The sequence below is a fragment of the Tautonia sp. JC769 genome (assembly GCF_040717455.1).
GTDB lineage: Bacteria > Planctomycetota > Planctomycetia > Isosphaerales > Isosphaeraceae > Tautonia.
The window spans coordinates 89,939-106,250 of sequence record NZ_JBFEFH010000004.1; the positions used below are offsets into that span (position 1 = coordinate 89,939).

At 69.6% G+C, this 16,312-nt stretch carries 9 protein-coding genes; 4 read left to right on the forward strand and 5 right to left on the reverse strand.

All coding sequences use genetic code 11. The features are described from left to right. Nucleotides 1-474 precede the first annotated feature (474 nt). Both AB1L88_RS05855 and AB1L88_RS05860 read right to left on the reverse strand, forming a co-directional pair. Entirely contained in the window at nucleotides 475-1,089 is a 615-nt protein-coding gene (locus AB1L88_RS05855) for a TlpA disulfide reductase family protein (protein WP_367095701.1), read from the reverse strand. A gap of 105 nt (nucleotides 1,090-1,194) precedes the next feature. Further along, the gene (locus AB1L88_RS05860) at nucleotides 1,195-4,650 is read right to left on the reverse strand and encodes a fused MFS/spermidine synthase (RefSeq protein ID WP_367095702.1); all 3,456 of its coding nucleotides are present in this window, start codon (nucleotides 4,648-4,650) and stop codon (nucleotides 1,195-1,197) included. Nucleotides 4,651-5,027: 377 nt separating this feature from the next. On the opposite strand from AB1L88_RS05860, the gene AB1L88_RS05865 reads away from it, so the two are divergent. Next, entirely contained in the window at nucleotides 5,028-6,065 is a 1,038-nt protein-coding gene (locus AB1L88_RS05865; protein WP_367095703.1) for a PfkB family carbohydrate kinase, read from the forward strand. A 34-nt stretch (nucleotides 6,066-6,099) separates the two neighbouring features. On the opposite strand, the gene AB1L88_RS05870 is transcribed toward AB1L88_RS05865, so the two are convergent. Continuing rightward, nucleotides 6,100-7,446 (reverse strand): DUF58 domain-containing protein, encoded by a 1,347-nt coding sequence (locus AB1L88_RS05870; RefSeq protein ID WP_367095704.1) that lies wholly within the window; start codon nucleotides 7,444-7,446, stop codon nucleotides 6,100-6,102. Nucleotides 7,447-7,773: 327 nt separating this feature from the next. On the opposite strand from AB1L88_RS05870, the gene AB1L88_RS05875 reads away from it, so the two are divergent. Further along, nucleotides 7,774-8,637, forward strand: a complete 864-nt coding sequence (locus tag AB1L88_RS05875) for an RNA polymerase sigma factor RpoD/SigA (RefSeq protein WP_367095878.1) — start codon at nucleotides 7,774-7,776, stop codon at nucleotides 8,635-8,637. 96 nt (nucleotides 8,638-8,733) lie between these two features. On the opposite strand, the gene AB1L88_RS05880 is transcribed toward AB1L88_RS05875, so the two are convergent. Further along, the gene (locus AB1L88_RS05880; protein ID WP_367095705.1) at nucleotides 8,734-10,233 is read right to left on the reverse strand and encodes a DUF1501 domain-containing protein; all 1,500 of its coding nucleotides are present in this window, start codon (nucleotides 10,231-10,233) and stop codon (nucleotides 8,734-8,736) included. 70 nt (nucleotides 10,234-10,303) lie between these two features. Further along, a complete protein-coding gene (locus AB1L88_RS05885; protein WP_367095706.1) occupies nucleotides 10,304-12,622 on the reverse strand; it encodes a PSD1 and planctomycete cytochrome C domain-containing protein in 2,319 nt (772 codons plus the stop codon). Nucleotides 12,623-12,834: 212 nt separating this feature from the next. On the opposite strand from AB1L88_RS05885, the gene AB1L88_RS05890 reads away from it, so the two are divergent. Further along, nucleotides 12,835-15,396: a DUF3656 domain-containing protein gene (locus tag AB1L88_RS05890; RefSeq protein ID WP_367095707.1), complete on the forward strand. Its 2,562-nt coding sequence runs from the start codon at nucleotides 12,835-12,837 to the stop codon at nucleotides 15,394-15,396. A 469-nt stretch (nucleotides 15,397-15,865) separates the two neighbouring features. After that, entirely contained in the window at nucleotides 15,866-16,312 is a 447-nt protein-coding gene (locus AB1L88_RS05895; protein ID WP_367095708.1) for a hypothetical protein, read from the forward strand.

A 16,312-nucleotide genomic window follows, 5' to 3' on the forward strand; every position in this document is an offset into this window, starting at 1 on the left:
TCGTCCGGTCGACCAAACAAACCCAATCGGCTGCGCCAAACAAACCCAATTCCCACGGCAGCCGATCGCCCCGACCGCCTGTTCCCTCAGCTCCAACCTCGAGCAACCCATGCTTGCCCGCCAACCGGAGACTCGGCGAATGAACCCCGGATCGGTGAGTCTCGACGTCCCCGAATGGCCCTTTGCGAAACGAACCCAATCGAGGAACACGCGTCGCCGAAACGAACCCATTGGGATCGACGCAATCCCTTTGCGGCAAAAGGCTATCGCGCTCGCTCAGGAAGCGCACCGACAGGCGCACCCCGGGCGCACCAGGAACCATTCCGCGGAGGTTTGCGTCGAGCCTGCGAAGACCAGCCCCGCCTCTCCGGTGCCCCTTCGCAAGCCCGACCAGAGCTCGATGGGGCCATTCTCGGTGGGGTCAAACCCGGCGCCAAACGAACCCAATCGGGGCGTGATCGACGTCCGATCGGGTCATCGAGCGGCCCCGAGGGCCGTCAGCTCGGCGGCGATCTCGGGGGTGTCCCAGTCCATCGCGCCGACTTCCTGGCGGACGATCCGGCCGTCGGGGTCGATCAGGAAGGTGGCGGGGATGCCGCTCGTGAAGAACTCCTTCGGGGGGTTCGACGCGGCCACGAGCACCTCGGCCTCGCCGACATCGGTGCGCTGGAGGAACCGCTGGACCGGGTCGAGGGAGTCATCCACCGACACGAGCACCACGGCCACATCGGCGTCCGCAAGCTCCGGCCGCTTCGAAAGGGCGATGAGCGACGGCATCTCCATCATGCACGGGGGGCACCAGGTCGCCCAGACGTTTAGCAGCACCGGCCGCCCCTTGTAATCGGACAGGTCGACCGGGGCACCGTCGGGGTTGACGACCTCCCAGGCGTACCGGGTCGAGCCGGCCCCGCCGCCTCCTCCGGCGTTCGTGCCCGCCATCTCCCGATAGAGGACAAACCCTCCCGCGAAGACGGCCAGCGCCATCAGGAGCACCCTGACCCGCTGGGTCGACTGGAGTTGCCGGGTCGTCGCGGCGGATCCCGACTCATCAGGCGTCAGTTCGGGGGCCTTGGCGGCGTCATTGGACATGGTGTCCCACCTTTCGGGAGTGGAGGAGGCGTCTTGCGTCGCGACGAGTCGTTACCGAGCCCTTTACGATCCTGAGTGTTCCCTGGTTCGACCTCGGGCGATCGGTTAATCCGTCCCCCGGGTCGCGGCCACGGGGGCGAGCAGGTTGTCGACCGGGGCGTAGTCGTCGGTCAGGACGATGCCCCGCGAACGGATCCGGAGGGCGTCCCGGTGCTCGAACCCGTACGGCTCCGGCTGGAACGGCTCGCCCGATTGCTCGAACCGAGGGTCGTTCCGACGGCGGCCCAGCTCGCTCAGGTCGATCGGCGACTCCGAGGCCACGACCACGAACGTCTCCCGGAAGCCGTTCCCGGGCGTGTCGGTGCCGAAGACCTCGATCTCGGGGAACGTCAGCTTGGCCGTCTCGGTCCAGGCCCCCAGGAAGGCCCCCAGGTTCCTCGCCTCCGACACCCCCCGGGCGGCGATCCGGGCGATCTGGGCCGGATCGCTCCCGACGGACCGCGCGGCCTCGGCCACCTGCCGGGCCAGCGCGTCGAGTTCCCCCCGGATCGCCCGCTCGGCCAGCGACCCGGCGACGGCCCTCGCATAGTCCTCCGACCCTCGGCGGACCCCAAGCTCCCGGAGCTTCCGCGAGATCGCCGCCGCCGACCGGGCCTCGGCCCGCTGCGCCGAGGTCATCTGCAGTTGCTCGTCGGCCGGGATCGTGATCCGATGGGCCAGCAGGGCCGGGCTTTCCTTCAGGTCCGTCTCGACCGCCATCAGGGCCGAGTCGATCTGCTGGGCCAGTCGGTCGATGTCGGTGTCGGGATTGATGGCTTCCAGCAGGTTGACGATCGTCCGGGTCCCGCCGAACCAGACCTCGACGATCGCCCCGGCCACCTCCTCGGCCTGGCGAGTGACCCCGGCCTCTCGGAGGAGTTCGGCCGTCGCCGCCGCCTTCTTCCGGTCGAGTTCGGCGGTCAGGGCATCGGCCGCGGCGTTCTGATCGCGCTGGGCCTGGGCGCGGGCCAGGGCGTCCCGGGCGACCTCCGCCAGCTGGTCCAGGTCGCCTCGGAAGGGGGCCTCGAGCGCGGAGATCGGCCCTCGGAGTGCCGCCTCGATGTCACGCTCCCGCCGCGATTCGACCCCTTCGACCGCCTCGTGCACCGTCTCGCCGATCAGGCCGAAGCGGCTCCCCAGGGGCTCTCCCCGCCAGGCGGTCCGGATGCCCCGGGACAGGGCTTCGGCCGAGTCGGGGACGTTGCCGGCCTCCAGGAAGACGGCGGCGACCGCGTCGATCTGGGCCTTCTCCAGGGCCCGCTCGCCGGCGACCTGGTCGGCCCGGTACACGTCGATGATGTTGATCATGTAGGCGCCGTGGGGGTCGAGCAGCCCGGCCAGGCGGTCGTTGAACTCCCGGGTCGTCAGGTGCCAGGGGACCGAGAAGTCGTTGAAGGCGTCGCCGAAGATCAGGTCATAGGGTTCAGCCCCCTGAGACCGCTCGACGAACTGCCGGGCGTCTCCCCAGTGGGTGTTGATCGTCGTGTCCTCGGGCAACCCCAGGGCCGCGTGGTTCGCCCTCGTCACGGCCGGGTCGATCTCGGCCACGTCGCACTCGGCGTTCGGGTAGCGGTGCTGGAGGTACCTCGGGAAGGTGTACGACCCTCCCCCGAGGAACAGGGCCCGCAGCGGCACCTGGGAGGGGTCGTCCAACCCCAGCCGCTCGGCCTTCGCCTCGGCGACCCGCCGGGCGACCTGGGCGTAGATGTACTCGTAGTCATACTCGATCTGTTCCGGGTGCCCGAGGACGAAGTACCCGTGGATCAGGTTGTCGAGCACCAGGGTCCGCCGGATCGCCGAAGGGGCCTGCCCCGATCCGTCGCCATCCCCCTCGGATTCGCCCGGCAGGGGGACCACCGCGCTCTCGACCTTGATGTAGTAGTAATTGCTCTCATCGAGGTAGGCGATTCCGTTCTCGGCCTCCGGGTCGCCCGAGACGTTCCGGATCCCCCAGGCGACCCCCTGTCGCTGCAGCATCGGCAACGGCGCCAGGGCGATGAACGTCAGGCCGAGCGGCACCCCGGCCCAGGTCGCATGGCCGATGCCCCCCAGCAGGGTGGCGACCAGCGCCATCGTCGTCGAGATCGCCAGCAAGACCCCCTTCGTGCCGAGCAGGTCGATCAGCACAAAACCGGCCAGAAACGTACCCAGAATCGAGCCGACCATGCCCCAGGCGTAGACCGACCCGATCGCCGTGCCCGTCCGGTTCGATCGCCGCAGGCGGTCGATGGCCAGCTTCGTGACGACCGGGCTGACCGTCCCCATCGTGATCGAGGGGAGGAAGAACATGACCGCGACCACCGACAAGACCCGCAACGCCCACGGCACGCCGTCCATCGACGAGACGTACGTCAGCAACGACGACCCGGCCAGCTCCGGCCCGAGGAACGCCGGCGGCGTCTCCAGGAAGAGGATCAGCAGGACCATTGCCGAGGCGACCAGGAACAGCCAGCTCGCCTGCTTCTCGTTCGAGACGACGTCGGCCACCTTGCCGCCGATCAGGTTCCCGAGGCTCAGGCCGCCCAGCATCACGCCGATGATGCTCGTCCAGCCGTAGATGCTCGAACCGAGGTGCCGGGTCGTCATCCGGCCGGCGACCATCTCCAGGCTCATGAACGCCAGGCTGATCAGGAACGCCAGGGCCGCGAGGTCGGCCAGGCGGGTCGGCCGGTCGCTCGCGCCCAGGTCGTCGGTCGTCGTCGCGTCGGTCGGGGCCATCGCGGGGATCGGCCGCCTCGCCCCCAGCACGCGGGCCAGCCCCAGGATCCCCGCCAACACCGCCAGGGCGTGCCCGGCAAGGACCAGCGGGTTGGGGGCGATGGTCCTCGCGACCGCGTCCAGGGTGGGCAACGAGCGGTCGATCACCCCGATCGACCCGGCCCCGAGGCACCCCGCGGCCAGCAGCGCGAGCAGTCCGGCAAATCGGCCCCCCAGCATCCCCGCAGCCGGCACGAGCAAGGCCGCGGCCACCACGGTGACGATCACCGAGGTCGGGAACTCGTAGATCAGGACGAACCCGGCCAGGAAGGTCCCGGCGATCGAGCCGACGGCCCCCCAGAAGTAGACGTCGCCGATCGCGCTGCCGGTCCGGGCGGCCTGATCGACCGCCACCTTGGCCACCACCGGCCCGATCAGTCCGAGCACCGTGGCGGGCACGAGGAAGTTGAGCGACACCACGACCAGCGTCCGGAGGCTCCAGGGCATCGCCTCCAGCCCGGGTGTCCGGCCGACGACGGTGTTCATCCACAGGGTGCTCAGCGTCAACGCCGCTCCCAGGGCGAACAGAGGCCCGACGATCCGCCGGGCCTCGGTGCGGTCGGCCAGGCGTCCCCCCAGGAAGTTCCCGAGGCAGATGCCGCCCAGGACGACGCCGATGACGCTCGTCCAGACGTGGAGCGACGCCCCCACGTGCCGGGCCACCAGCCTGGCGGCCACCAGCTCCAGCGTCATGATGCAGAGGCTGGCGAAGAAGGCCAGGGCGTACGGCAGGAAGCGAGCCAGCGATCGGCCGGTCATCGACATCGGGCAGGGCTCCGGTCGGAAATCGAGGCAGGGGAGGGGGGGCATCCCCCTCGGATCCGATCACAACATGGGCGACGCCCCCAGGATATGCCACCGCGGCTCGGGCAAACAACCGACCCGTCCGGACCGGGCCCGATCCTTTTTCCGGGCCAAGCCGTTGCTCTTGACCGAGATCCGGGGAAAATACACGGTACACAAACCCTCGAACCGATCTGCCTGGGCCCTCCGCCGGTCTCGCACCGCCCCGGCCGACCGGATCGCCTCCTGATCGCGCTCCGCCGATGGCACCCGGCGAGAGGCCGTTCGATCCCCCCCTTTCGCGTCGGGCCGGTTGTCGCCCCGACCGCCCCCGATCCCCGCCGTCATCCAGGTCGAAGATGATCCTCTGCGTTACCCTGAATCCCTGCCTGGACAAGACCCTGACCGTCCCCCCCTGGAGGCCCGGCGATGCGGTCCGAGGCTCGGCCGTCTCCGAGGTCGTCGGGGGCAAGGGGAACAACGTCGCCCGCGCCCTCAAGCGGCTCGGCCGGGACGCCAGGCCCGTGACCTTCCTGGGGGGCCCGGTCGGCGACCGCTGCGCCGCCCTGCTCCGGGACGCGGAAGGCTTCGACCCCCTGGTCGTCCCGTCGAAGGCCCCGACCCGGACGATCCTGACGGTCCGGACCGAGGACTCGTCCGACCAGACCGCCTTCTTCGACCCCGATCCCGAGATCGCGACCGAGGAGGCCGACGACCTGCTCCGGGCCGTCGACCAGGCCATCGCCGCCGGCGGGGTCGAGGCGCTGACGCTCTCCGGCTCCAGCCCCTCGGAGGGGACGCACGGGCTCTATCTCGACCTGATCTCGATGGCCCGGATGCGACGCCTCCCCGTCTTCCTCGACACCTACGGCCCGCCCCTCGAGACGATCTGGGGCTTCTGGCCCGACGTCATCCAGCTCAACCGCCGGGAGCTGGGCCAGCACCTGAAGCGAGACGCCGTCTCCGATGAGGAGATCTTCGCGACGCTCGGCACCTGGGCCGGCCACGGCGTCCGGATCGCCGTCGTGACCGACGGGCCGGACGCGGCCTTCATCCAGGTCGAGGGGCAGTTCTTCCGGGCCTATCCCCCCGAGATCGACGTGGTGAACCCGATCGGATCGGGAGACTGCCTGCTGGCCGGCCTGGTCGATCGCTGGCTGGCCGGGGACGACCCCGAGGCGATGCTCCGCCACGCGATCTCCTGCGCCGTGGCCAACGCCTTGGTCTGGGACGCCGGCGCGATCGACCCGGAGGAGGTCGCCCGGATCGGGCCGGAGATCGAGCTGGAGGCCGTCACCGATGCCGGAGAGGTCCCCCAGGAGCGTCCGGGGGACGGCCAGGGGTTCCTCCGGGTCGGCGTCTACGGGCGGGCGACCGGCAAGTTCGGCCGGAAGTGACGAAGGGGGGGCGTGATCCGGCCCGGGCCCAACCTCAGAGCAGGTGCCGGGCCTTCACGTCCAGATACGTATTGATCAACGGCGCGGTCAGGTCGTCGGGGAGCACGTCGAGGGCCAACGCTCCCCGCTGCCGGATGGCGGCGATGACCCGTTCTCGCCAGTTGAGCATCGCCGCCGCCGCCGCGGGAGCATAGAGGCGCTGCTCGACCGAGGCCCCCGGGTCGTCGATCGGGTCGAGCCCGGCATCGGCCAGGGTGAACAGGTCGGCGTCGCGGAGGAAGACGCCGAGCGGCAGGTGCCGCCCCACAATGTTGCCGAGATGGTCGAGCACCTGCCGGCCGCCGACCTCGTCGAAGACGTTGGTGACGAGCACCACCAGCGACCGCTTCCGGCAGCGGCGCTCCAGGTCGACGAAGGCCCGGTCGTGACGCGACTCGACGAGTACCGGGAACAGGTTGTGGACCGCGTGGACCAGCCGCTCGATCCGCTTCGGCCCCCCCGAGGGGGGCACGTAGGCCCGGACCCGATCGGCGTAGACCATCAACCCCACCTGATCGCCCCGGATCAGGGCGATGTGGGCGAGCATCAGCATGGCATTGAACGCGTGATCGAGCGGCGAGAGGCCCCCGCCGGTGTCGCCGGCCATCATCCGGCCGCTGTCGATCAGGAAGATGACGCGCTGGCTCTGGTTCACCTGATAATCGCGGACGGTCACCTTGCGACGGCGGGCCGTCGCCCGCCAGTCGATCCGCCTCGGCTCGTCGCCGTCGGCGTAATCGCGAAGCCGCTCGAACTCGTTGTCGGTCCCGGCCCGCCGCGACCGCCGCAGGCCCATCACGCTGAGCCGGTTCCGCCGGGCCAGCAGGGTATAGCGGTCGATCTGGCGGACGTCGGGATAGACCCGGACCCCCGTCTCCGCGGCGATCCGTCGAGAGCGCTGCCAGAGCCGCCAACGGCTGAACTCCAGGGCGTAGACCCGTCGCAGGGCGAACGACCCGCGCCGGCGGGGGGTCATGCGGCACTCGAGGGTCGCCATCCCCCGGGCCGGGAGCGTGACGAGGAACTCGGCGGGGTTCGCCTCGAACGACTCGGGCACGTCGTCCCGGACCCGGACGAGCCTCGGGCGGTTCGCCTCGTTGATCAAGGTCAACTCGACCGGGTGCGCCTCGCCGATTGATGCCGAAAGACCACACCGGCGATCGGCCCGCATCCGCAAGGAGGGCAGCAGGCTGACCAGGTCGATCAGGGCGACCAGGAGCACGGCCGCGTCGAGGCCGAAGAGCGCCAGCCAGAGCACCCGAGAGCCCGGCAGCAGCACGGCGAGCGACAGCAGGCTCGGGACCAGGAAGATCAATGCCAGGGTCCGCGTCGGCCAGATCATTGGGCGTCATCCTTCGTCACCGAGGTCGGCCGGGGCGCCGTCGCCCCGGAGCCGCAGCAGACCGAGTGTATCCCATCCGCCGGGCCCCTCCAAGCGGACCGTGCGTGCCCCGCCCGTGACCGTCCGGGGTACGTGGAGCGGACGAGTCTCGCGCGGGCAATCGACCTCCCACTCGAAAAATTCATCCAAACAATCCGGATTTCCGAATTGACCGGCCGGAGTCATGACCTATGGTCCTGATGAGAGCGTGAGACGGACATGCTGCACGACGTCGTCCAGCACAGGGACCGGGTCTCCGAACGATCGCCACAGCTCAAGGACTTCACCATGTCGACCCGCTCCGCGCGCCGGGATGTGATTTCCCGGACCCCGCTTCAAATCTATTTGCAAGACATCAATGAGACCGCGTTGCTGAACGCCGATCAGGAACGGATGCTCGCGATCCGGATCGCCGAGGGGGATCGGGAAGCCCGGGAGCACATGGTCAAGGCCAACCTCCGGCTGGTCGTGAACATCGCCCGGGGATACCTGGGCAAGGGCCTGAGCCTCGAAGACCTGATCGAGGAGGGGAACCTGGGCCTGCTCCGGGCGGTCGAGGGGTTCGACTGCTCGATGGATACGCGGTTCAGCACCTATGCCAGCTACTGGATCAAGCAATCGATCCGGCGCGCCGTGATGAACAACGGCAAGCCGATCCGATTGCCGGCCTACATGGTCAACCTGCTGGCCAAGTGGCGGCGGGCCTCGATGGACCTGGGCGACCGGATGGGACGCCCCCCGACCCCGGACGAGGTCGGCATGGAGCTCAAACTCTCGACCAAGAAATTGAACATCGTCAAGAAGGCCCTTCACGCCAACAGCCTGACCCCGCAGCCCGAGGCCGCGGGGGACGACGGCTTCGCGATCGAGAGCGTCTTGACCGACGAGCGCACCCGGGCCCCGGAAGATCTCCTGATCGAGGCCGACGACCTGGAGCGCACCCTGAACGGGATCGAGCAGCTCGACGACCGCGAACGCACGGTCCTGCGGATGCGGTTCGGACTCGATCCTTACCTGCCGATGACCCTCCGCGAGGTCGGCGAGTCGCTCGGGTTGACCCGGGAGCGGGTCCGCCAGCTCGAGGCCCAGGCGCTGGCCAAGCTGAGCCTCGCCCTGGGAGGCGTGAGTCGGCATCAGCCGGTCCGCCGTTGATCTTCACCCCTGGCATGGGGCGATTGTGCTTTCCCAGGTCCAGGGAGTCTGACGGAGTGGACTCCCCGGTCCCGGGGATTCTCGGGGTACGACGGCTCAGGAGATCAGGCGGTCGACGACCTGCCCGGCGACGTCGGTCAGGCGGAAGTCGCGCCCCTGGTAGCGGTAGGTGAGCTGGGTGTGATCGAAGCCGAACAGCTTGAGGATGGTCGCGTGGTAGTCGTGGACGTGGACCGGGTCCTCGACGACGTTCCAGCCGATCGGGTCGGTCTTGCCGATGACCTGCCCCCCCTTGATCCCCCCGCCGGCCAGGAACTGGGAGAAGGCGAACGGGTGGTGATCCCTGCCGGTGACCTTGGCGAACCCCGGACGATTTTCGCCGAGAGGGGTCCGGCCGAATTCGGAACACCAGAGGACGAGGGTCGAGTCGAGGAGTCCGCGCCGCTTCAGGTCGGCGATCAGGGCCGCGACCGGCCGATCGGCCATGCCGCAGTTGAACGACAGCTCGGCGTCGAGATTGCTGTGGTGGTCCCACGAGGCGTGATAGATGTTCACGAACCGGACCCCGCGCTCGACCAGCCGGCGGGCCAGCAGGCAGTTGGTGGCGAACTGGTTGTAGACGCCGGCCCCGCCGCCCCGGCCGCCGCCTTCGGGGTCCTCGCGTCCGACGCCGTACAGTTCGAGGGTCTCGTCCGTCTCTCCGGAGAGGTCGATCAGTTCGGGAGCGGAGGACTGCATCCGGAAAGCCAGCTCATACGAGGCGATCCGGCTATTGATCTCTTGGTCCCGGACCGCATCGAACCGCCTGGCGTTGAGCGCGGAGATGGCCTCGATCGACTCACGCTGAAGCTCCTGGGAGAGGCCCGGGGGATTGCCCAGGTGGAGGACCGGGTCCCCCTGGTCCCGGAAGAGGACCCCGGAGTAGCTCGACGGCAGGAAGCCGCTCGACCAGTTCGAGGTCCCGCCGCTGGTCCCCCGTCCGGTGGTCAGCACGACATAGCCCGGCAGGTCCCGCGACTCGCTGCCCAATCCGTAGGTCAGCCACGAGCCGACGCTCGGACGGCCGAACATCGGCGAGCCGGTGTTCATCATCAACTGGCCGGGGTGGTGGTTGAACTGGTCGGTGTGCATCGATCGGATGAGGGCCAGGTCGTCGGCACATTGCCCGAGGTGGGGCAGGAGGTCCGACAGTTCCATGCCGCACTCTCCGCGGCGGCGGAAGACCCGGGGCGACCCCATGACCGTGGCCGATTCCTTCTGGATGAAGGCGAAGCGGACGTTCTCGGTGAACGACTCGGGCAGGGGCTGGCCGTCGAGCGCGTTCAACTCGGGCTTGGGATCGAACAGATCCATCTGGCTCGGGCCGCCCTCCAGATAGATGCAGATGCACGCCTTCGCCCGAGGCTCGAAGTGCGGCGGGCGGGGGGAGAGCGGGTCGTCTCGCCGGCCGGCAGGGGCGTTCCCGACGGGCGGGGGGGCGGCGAGCAACCCCTGGTCGCCGAGCATCGAGGCCAGGGCGGCCAGGCCGATCCCGCTGGCCGAGCCGGTCAGGAAGTCGCGTCGGGATCGGTGGATGGCGTCGAGGATCGGATGCATCGCTCGCTCCGGACGAGATCAGATCGGCCCTCCGGGCGAGGCGGGCCGGGGGGAGGGCCGGTCCGATCCGTCATTCCCTGGTCATGAATTCGTCGAGATTGAGCAGGACCCGGGCCGTCGCCGCGAGCGCGGCGACCCGCTCGCGAGGCAGATCCTCGGGGACCGGCACAGACCCGACCAGCAGCGAGACCCCCTCCGGGTCGTCCCGAAACGCCGAGAGGAACCCGCGGTGGAGCGTCTCGAGGATCTCCCGTTCGTCCGGCGAAGGCGAACGGCCCAGGGCCAGGCGGAAGGCCCTCGCGATCGGCTCCGGCTCGTCCTCTCGGGCGACTCGCAGGGCCAGCGACCGGGCGCACTCCACGAAGACGGCGTCGTTGAGGAGCGTGAGGGCCTGCAACGGCGTGTTCGACGTCTCTCGGCCCACGGCGCAGACGTTCGCGTCGGGGGCGTCGAAGGTCGTGAGCATCGGGTACGGGCTGGTCCGCCGGAAGAAGGTGTAGAGCCCTCTCCGGTAGCGATCGGGCCCGGCGCTCTCCTGCCATCGGGCGCTTCGGGCGTAGGTCAGGTCGGAGATCCCGGGGGGCTGGGGGGGGAAGACGCTCGGCCCGCCGACCTTCGTGCTCAGCAGCCCGGCGGCGGCGAGCGAGGCGTCTCGGATGACCTCGGCCTCCAGGCGAACCCGGTTCTGGCGGGCGAGCCAGACGTTCTCGGGGTCGAGCTCGTCCAGCTCGGGCCGGGAGGCAGACGCCTGCCGATAGGTGGCCGACAGGACGATCGTGCGGATCAAGGCCTTCTGGCTCCAACCGAGCCGCTGGAATTCCGAGGCGAGCCAGTCGAGCAAGTCCGGGTGACTCGGCGGCTCCCCCTGGGTGCCGAAGTCGTCCATCGTCGGCACCAGCCCTCGCCCGAACAGGTGGGACCAGACGCGGTTGGCCGCGACCCGGGCGGTCAGGGGGTGCTCGGGGGAGACGAGCCAGCGGGCCAGGTCGAGGCGATCGAGGGCGTCGTCCTCGGATCCGATCGGGGGCAGGACCTCGAAGGTGGCGGGCCGGACGACCTCGCCGGGCCGGAGGAAGTCCCCCCGGATGAGGATGTACGTCGATCGGCGCGACTCGGCGGGCGGTTCGCGGAAGGTCCGGATGTGGGGGCCTGGGTCCTTTGCCTGTTTCGCGTCGGCCTCGGCCGATTCGTGGGGGGAGGTGGGATCGAGCGGGAGGTTTTCCTCGTCGCTCGTGTTGAAGAAGGCAAAGAGCTGGTAATACTCGCGCTGGGTGATCGGGTCGTACTTGTGCGTGTGGCACTGGGCACAGCCGACGGTGAGGCCGAGCCAGACGGTGCCGGTCGTGTTCACCCGGTCGACCACGGCGGCGACCCGGAATTCTTCCTGGTCGACGCCGCCCTCGGTGTTGGTCAGGGTGTTCCGATGGAAGCCCGCGGCGGTCCGGTGCCCCGGCGAGGCATCGGGCAGGAGGTCGCCGGCGAGTTGCTCGATGGTGAACCGATCGAAGGGCAGGTCGGCATTGAGGGCGTCGATCACCCAGTCCCGGAAGCGGAAGGCATCGGGCCGGGGGTTGTCCTTCTCGTAGCCGTCGCTGTCGGCGTATCGTGCAAGGTCGAGCCAGTGGCGGCCCCAGCGCTCGCCGTAGTGGGGGCTGGCCAGGAGCCGGTCGACCAGGGCCTCGACCGCGTCGGGCGACGGGTCGGCGACGAACGCATCGACCTCGCCCGGGGTCGGCGGGATTCCCAGCAGGTCGAGGGAGAGGCGGCGGATCAAGGTCGCCCGGTCGGCCTCGGGGGAGGGGGCGATTCCCTCGAGGTCGAGCCGGTCGAGCACGAAGGCGTCGATCGGATTCCGGGCCCAGGACTCGTCCGACACCGACGGGGCCTCGGGTCGATTGATCGGCTGGAAGGCCCAGTGGTCGCTGCTCCGACGGGCCGTCGGGGAAGGGGAGGCCGACGGCTCTCCCGACGCCCCTTGATCGACCCAGGCGCGGAGGATTCCGACCTCCAGGTACGAAAGCGGCTCGCCGCGAGGCGGCATCACCGATTCCCCCTCGAATCCGGTCACCTTGTGAATGAGGAGGCTCTCGGCGCTGTTGCCCGGCTCGACCGAGGGGCCGAGGTCGCCGCCCAGCAGGAGGGCCTCGCGCGAGTCGAGCCGGAGGCCCGACTTCTGAGCCTCGGGGCCGTGGCAGGAGACGCATCGGGCGTCGAGGATCGGCCGGATCTCGGCCTCGAAGTCGATCGGGCGGTCGGCGGGGGGAGGGAGTACGTCCGCCGCAGTCGATTCCTGCCGGGCCCTCGCCATCGAGGTCGGGGCGTGCAGGAAGATTCCAAGCAGGAGGAGGCCCGGCACTGCCATCGGAAATCGGGAGAGGACCCCGTTCATGCACGGCCTCCGAGACGAACCGAGTGTTCACGTCATCCGGGCTTGGCAACTGACCTCAAATGTGACAGTTTGCTGAGCGATTGTCAAACACTCCCGGGGCGATGCCGGGCGGGCCGCCCTGGTTCCGACTTGCCGAATCCTCGGTCGATCACGAATGATAGAGTCTTGCGGCCAGAGTGTCTCCCAAGCCATCAGCCCCCCGTCGCCCTGCTGTGTCCACCATCGAATCCGCGGTCGAATCTCCTGGTGTCTCCGTCCGGCTCCGTCCCGAGCTGCTCGCACCGGCGGGGGATCGCTCCTGCCTGATCGCGGCCGTCGAGAACGGCGCCGATGCCGTCTATTTCGGGCTCAGGGGGCACAACGCCCGGGCCAGGGCCACCAATTTCGACCTCGACGAGCTGCCGGAGACGATGGCCCTGCTGCATCGCCGGGGGGTCAGGGGGTACGTCACCCTCAATACGCTCGTCTTCCCCGCCGAGCTGGAGCGCGTCGAGGAGATCGTCCGACGGGTGACGGCGGCGGGGGTCGACGCGGTGATCGTCCAGGATCTCGGCCTGGCCCGATTGATCCGGAGCATCACGCCCGACCTGGAGATCCACGCCTCGACCCAGATGTCGATCACCAGCGCCGCCGGGGTCCGCATGGCCGAGGAGCTGGGGTGCTCTCGCGTCATTTTGGCCCGCGAGCTGTCGCTCCGCGAGATCGCGAAGGTGACCGAGCAGGCCAAACTGCCGGTCGAGGTCTTCGTCCACGGGGCGCTCTGCGTGGCCTATTCCGGCCAGTGCCTGACGAGCGAGGCGCTCGGCGGCCGGTCGGCCAATCGGGGGGAGTGCGCGCAGGCCTGCCGCATGGAATACGAGGTCATCCGGGACGGCGAGCGGGTCGACCTGGGCGACATCTCCTACCTGCTCAGCCCGCAGGACCTGGCGGCCTTCGACCTGATCCCGGACTTGATGGCGCTGGGCGTGGCGAGCGTCAAGATCGAGGGCCGCTTGAAGGGGCCGGAGTACGTCGCCACCATCACGAGCAACTATCGCAAGGCGATCGACGCCGCTGTTGCCGGGCTGCCCGATCCGATTCAGGCTGGCGACCGGTACGCGATGGAGATGACCTTCTCCCGAGGGTTGGGCCACGGCTTCCTCGACGGGAACAATCACAAGCGACTGGTCCGGGGAGACTACGCCAAGAAGCGGGGCGTGTTCCTGGGCCGGGTCGTCGAGGTCCTGGGCAATCGGCTCCGGGTCGAGCTGGCCTCGCCGGTCAAGCCGGGCGACGGGGTGGTCCTCGACGCCGATTCGGCGTCCGGGATGCCGGAGCAGGGGGGGCGGGTCTACGAGGTCGCTCGGCCGGGCAAGGGGCGTCGGGGGGGCTCGCCCGATGAGAGGCCGGAGGGGGTCATCACCGGCCCGGCCTTGCTCGGGTTCGGTCGCCACGACCTGAATCTCGATCGCGTGGTGGCCGGCCAGCGGCTCTGGAAGACGGACGATCCGGAGCTGTCGAAGCAGTTGCGGAAGACCTTCGAAGGGGCCCCCCGGCGTCGGGTCGATCTCGACCTCCGGGTGCGGGCGGTCGCCGGCCGGCCCCTCGTGATCGAGGGGACCGCGATCACCGGCTACCATGCCCGGGTGGAGTCGCCCGCCCCGCTCGAACCGGCGATCACTCGGGCGGCCGACGAGGCGTCCATCCGGAACCAGGTCGACCGTCTCGGGGGAACCCTGTATCAGCTTCGATCCCTGGAGGTGACGATCGAGGGGGCGCCGATGGTCCCGCTCAGCCTCCTGAACGAGCTGAGGCGGGCGCTCGTGGATCAACTCGATGGGGCCGCGGCCGCGGCCCCGGAACGGGCGATCGCCGAGTCCTCGGCCCTGCCGACGCTCAGGGAGTCGCTCCGCTCGTTCGCCACCTCGGAGCACGATTCCATCCCTGAGCAGCCGAGCCTGCTGGCACTTTGCCGGACGATCGAGCAGGTGGAGGCGGCCCGGTCGTCCGGGGTCTCGGCCATCTACCTCGATTTCCACGACATCAAGCGCTATGGCGAGGCCGTCGGCCTCGCCCGCCGGGGGCCGGGGGCCGCGGAGGTCTGGATCGCCACCACCCGGATCGAGAAGCCGGGCGAGGCGAACCTCTTCCGATACCTGGCGAAGCAGGGGGCCGACGGCCTGCTCGTGCGCAATGCCGGCGGGATCGCCTTCTGCTCGCACCAGTCGATCCCGTTCGTCGCCGACTTCTCCCTCAACGCCGCGAACGACCTGGCCGTCGACTGGCTGAAGGCCAGGGGGGCGGCCCGGGTGACCGCCTCGTACGACCTGAGCGCCGACCAGTTGTTCGACCTGCTCCGCGCGTCGCCCCCGCACTGGCTGGAGGTCGTCGTCCATCAGCACATCCCCATGTTCCACATGGAGCACTGCGTCTTCTGCGCGGTCCTGTCGCCGGGCACGGACAAGACCAATTGCGGCCGGCCCTGCGACCATCACGAGGTGGCTTTGCGGGATCGCGTGGGGAAGGAGCACCCGCTGACGGCCGACATCGGCTGTCGCAACACGCTGTTCAACGCGGTCCCGCAGACGGCCGCCGAATTCCTCCCGGGCCTGATTCGCAAGGGGCTCCGGTCCTTGCGGGTCGAGTTCCTCGACGACAGCCCCGAGTCGGTGGGACAGATACTGAGGCTCTACCAGGAGGCGATCGACGGCAGCCGGGACGCTCGGGTGCTCTGGAAGGCCTTGAAGGCGACCAACCACTACGGCGTGACCCGCGGTCAGCTCGCGGTCCTCTGAACCGGCCAAGACCCACCGGGCATCCTCGCGCGATCGAATTTCGAATCCAGCCTGCCGACCCTCGCGGCTCGATCGGGGGGGCGAATCGGAGAACCGGGCCCAGGCGGATCGTCCCGGACGAGCCGGATTCGGGGTGCATCCCCGACTCCTCCCGGATCTTGCCTGGTCGGTCGGATCGGAAGGGGGGGATCGTCAACCTTCCTCGATCGGGCGATTTCGGTTCATCCCTGGTCGTCGCTCCTGCCGATTTGAACGGTCAATGGGAGAGTCGCCGGACCGGAAGGACCTGCGCGGCGGCCCCTCGTATGAGCGACTCCGAACCCAATGGGGGACGCGGTTCGGGCGGTCGGGTGACGGGTCCCGGGCGTCTCGGGACCCGGAGCATCGATCCCGGCCCGGCCGACGTCCCGAACAGGGTCTCACCGGATGGCCAGCCCCGACCCTGGCCGATCGAGGAAAGGAAATCCACATGATGCCGCGGCCCCGCCAGCTCGTCCTGGCCGCCTCGCTGGCGGCTTTCGCAGTCGGGTGCGCCCACTGCGATACCTGCGACGACTTCCCGGCCCCTTGCACCGGACCGAATTGCGGCTACCCGTATCAGTCGGCCTATCCGTTCGAGGGTGGTGGCCACATCGAGCCGATCGTCACCGGCCCGACGACCGTGATGGCCCCGGGCCAGTTGGCGCCGGGATCGGTCATCAGCGCCCCGCCCGGCGAGGGGCCGAGCGTGGTCCCCTCGTCGCCGACGCCGACTCCGACTCCGGCCCAGACGCCGCCGTCGGACGGTTCCTCGTCGTCGGGCCGATCGACGAGCCCTCCGGACAGCCCGCCCGCCGCCCCTCCGGGCGGGGCCGATCCGTTCGACATCCCGCTGCCGCCGGCCGATTCGCCGTTCAGCGCCCCGCCCTCAAGCTGA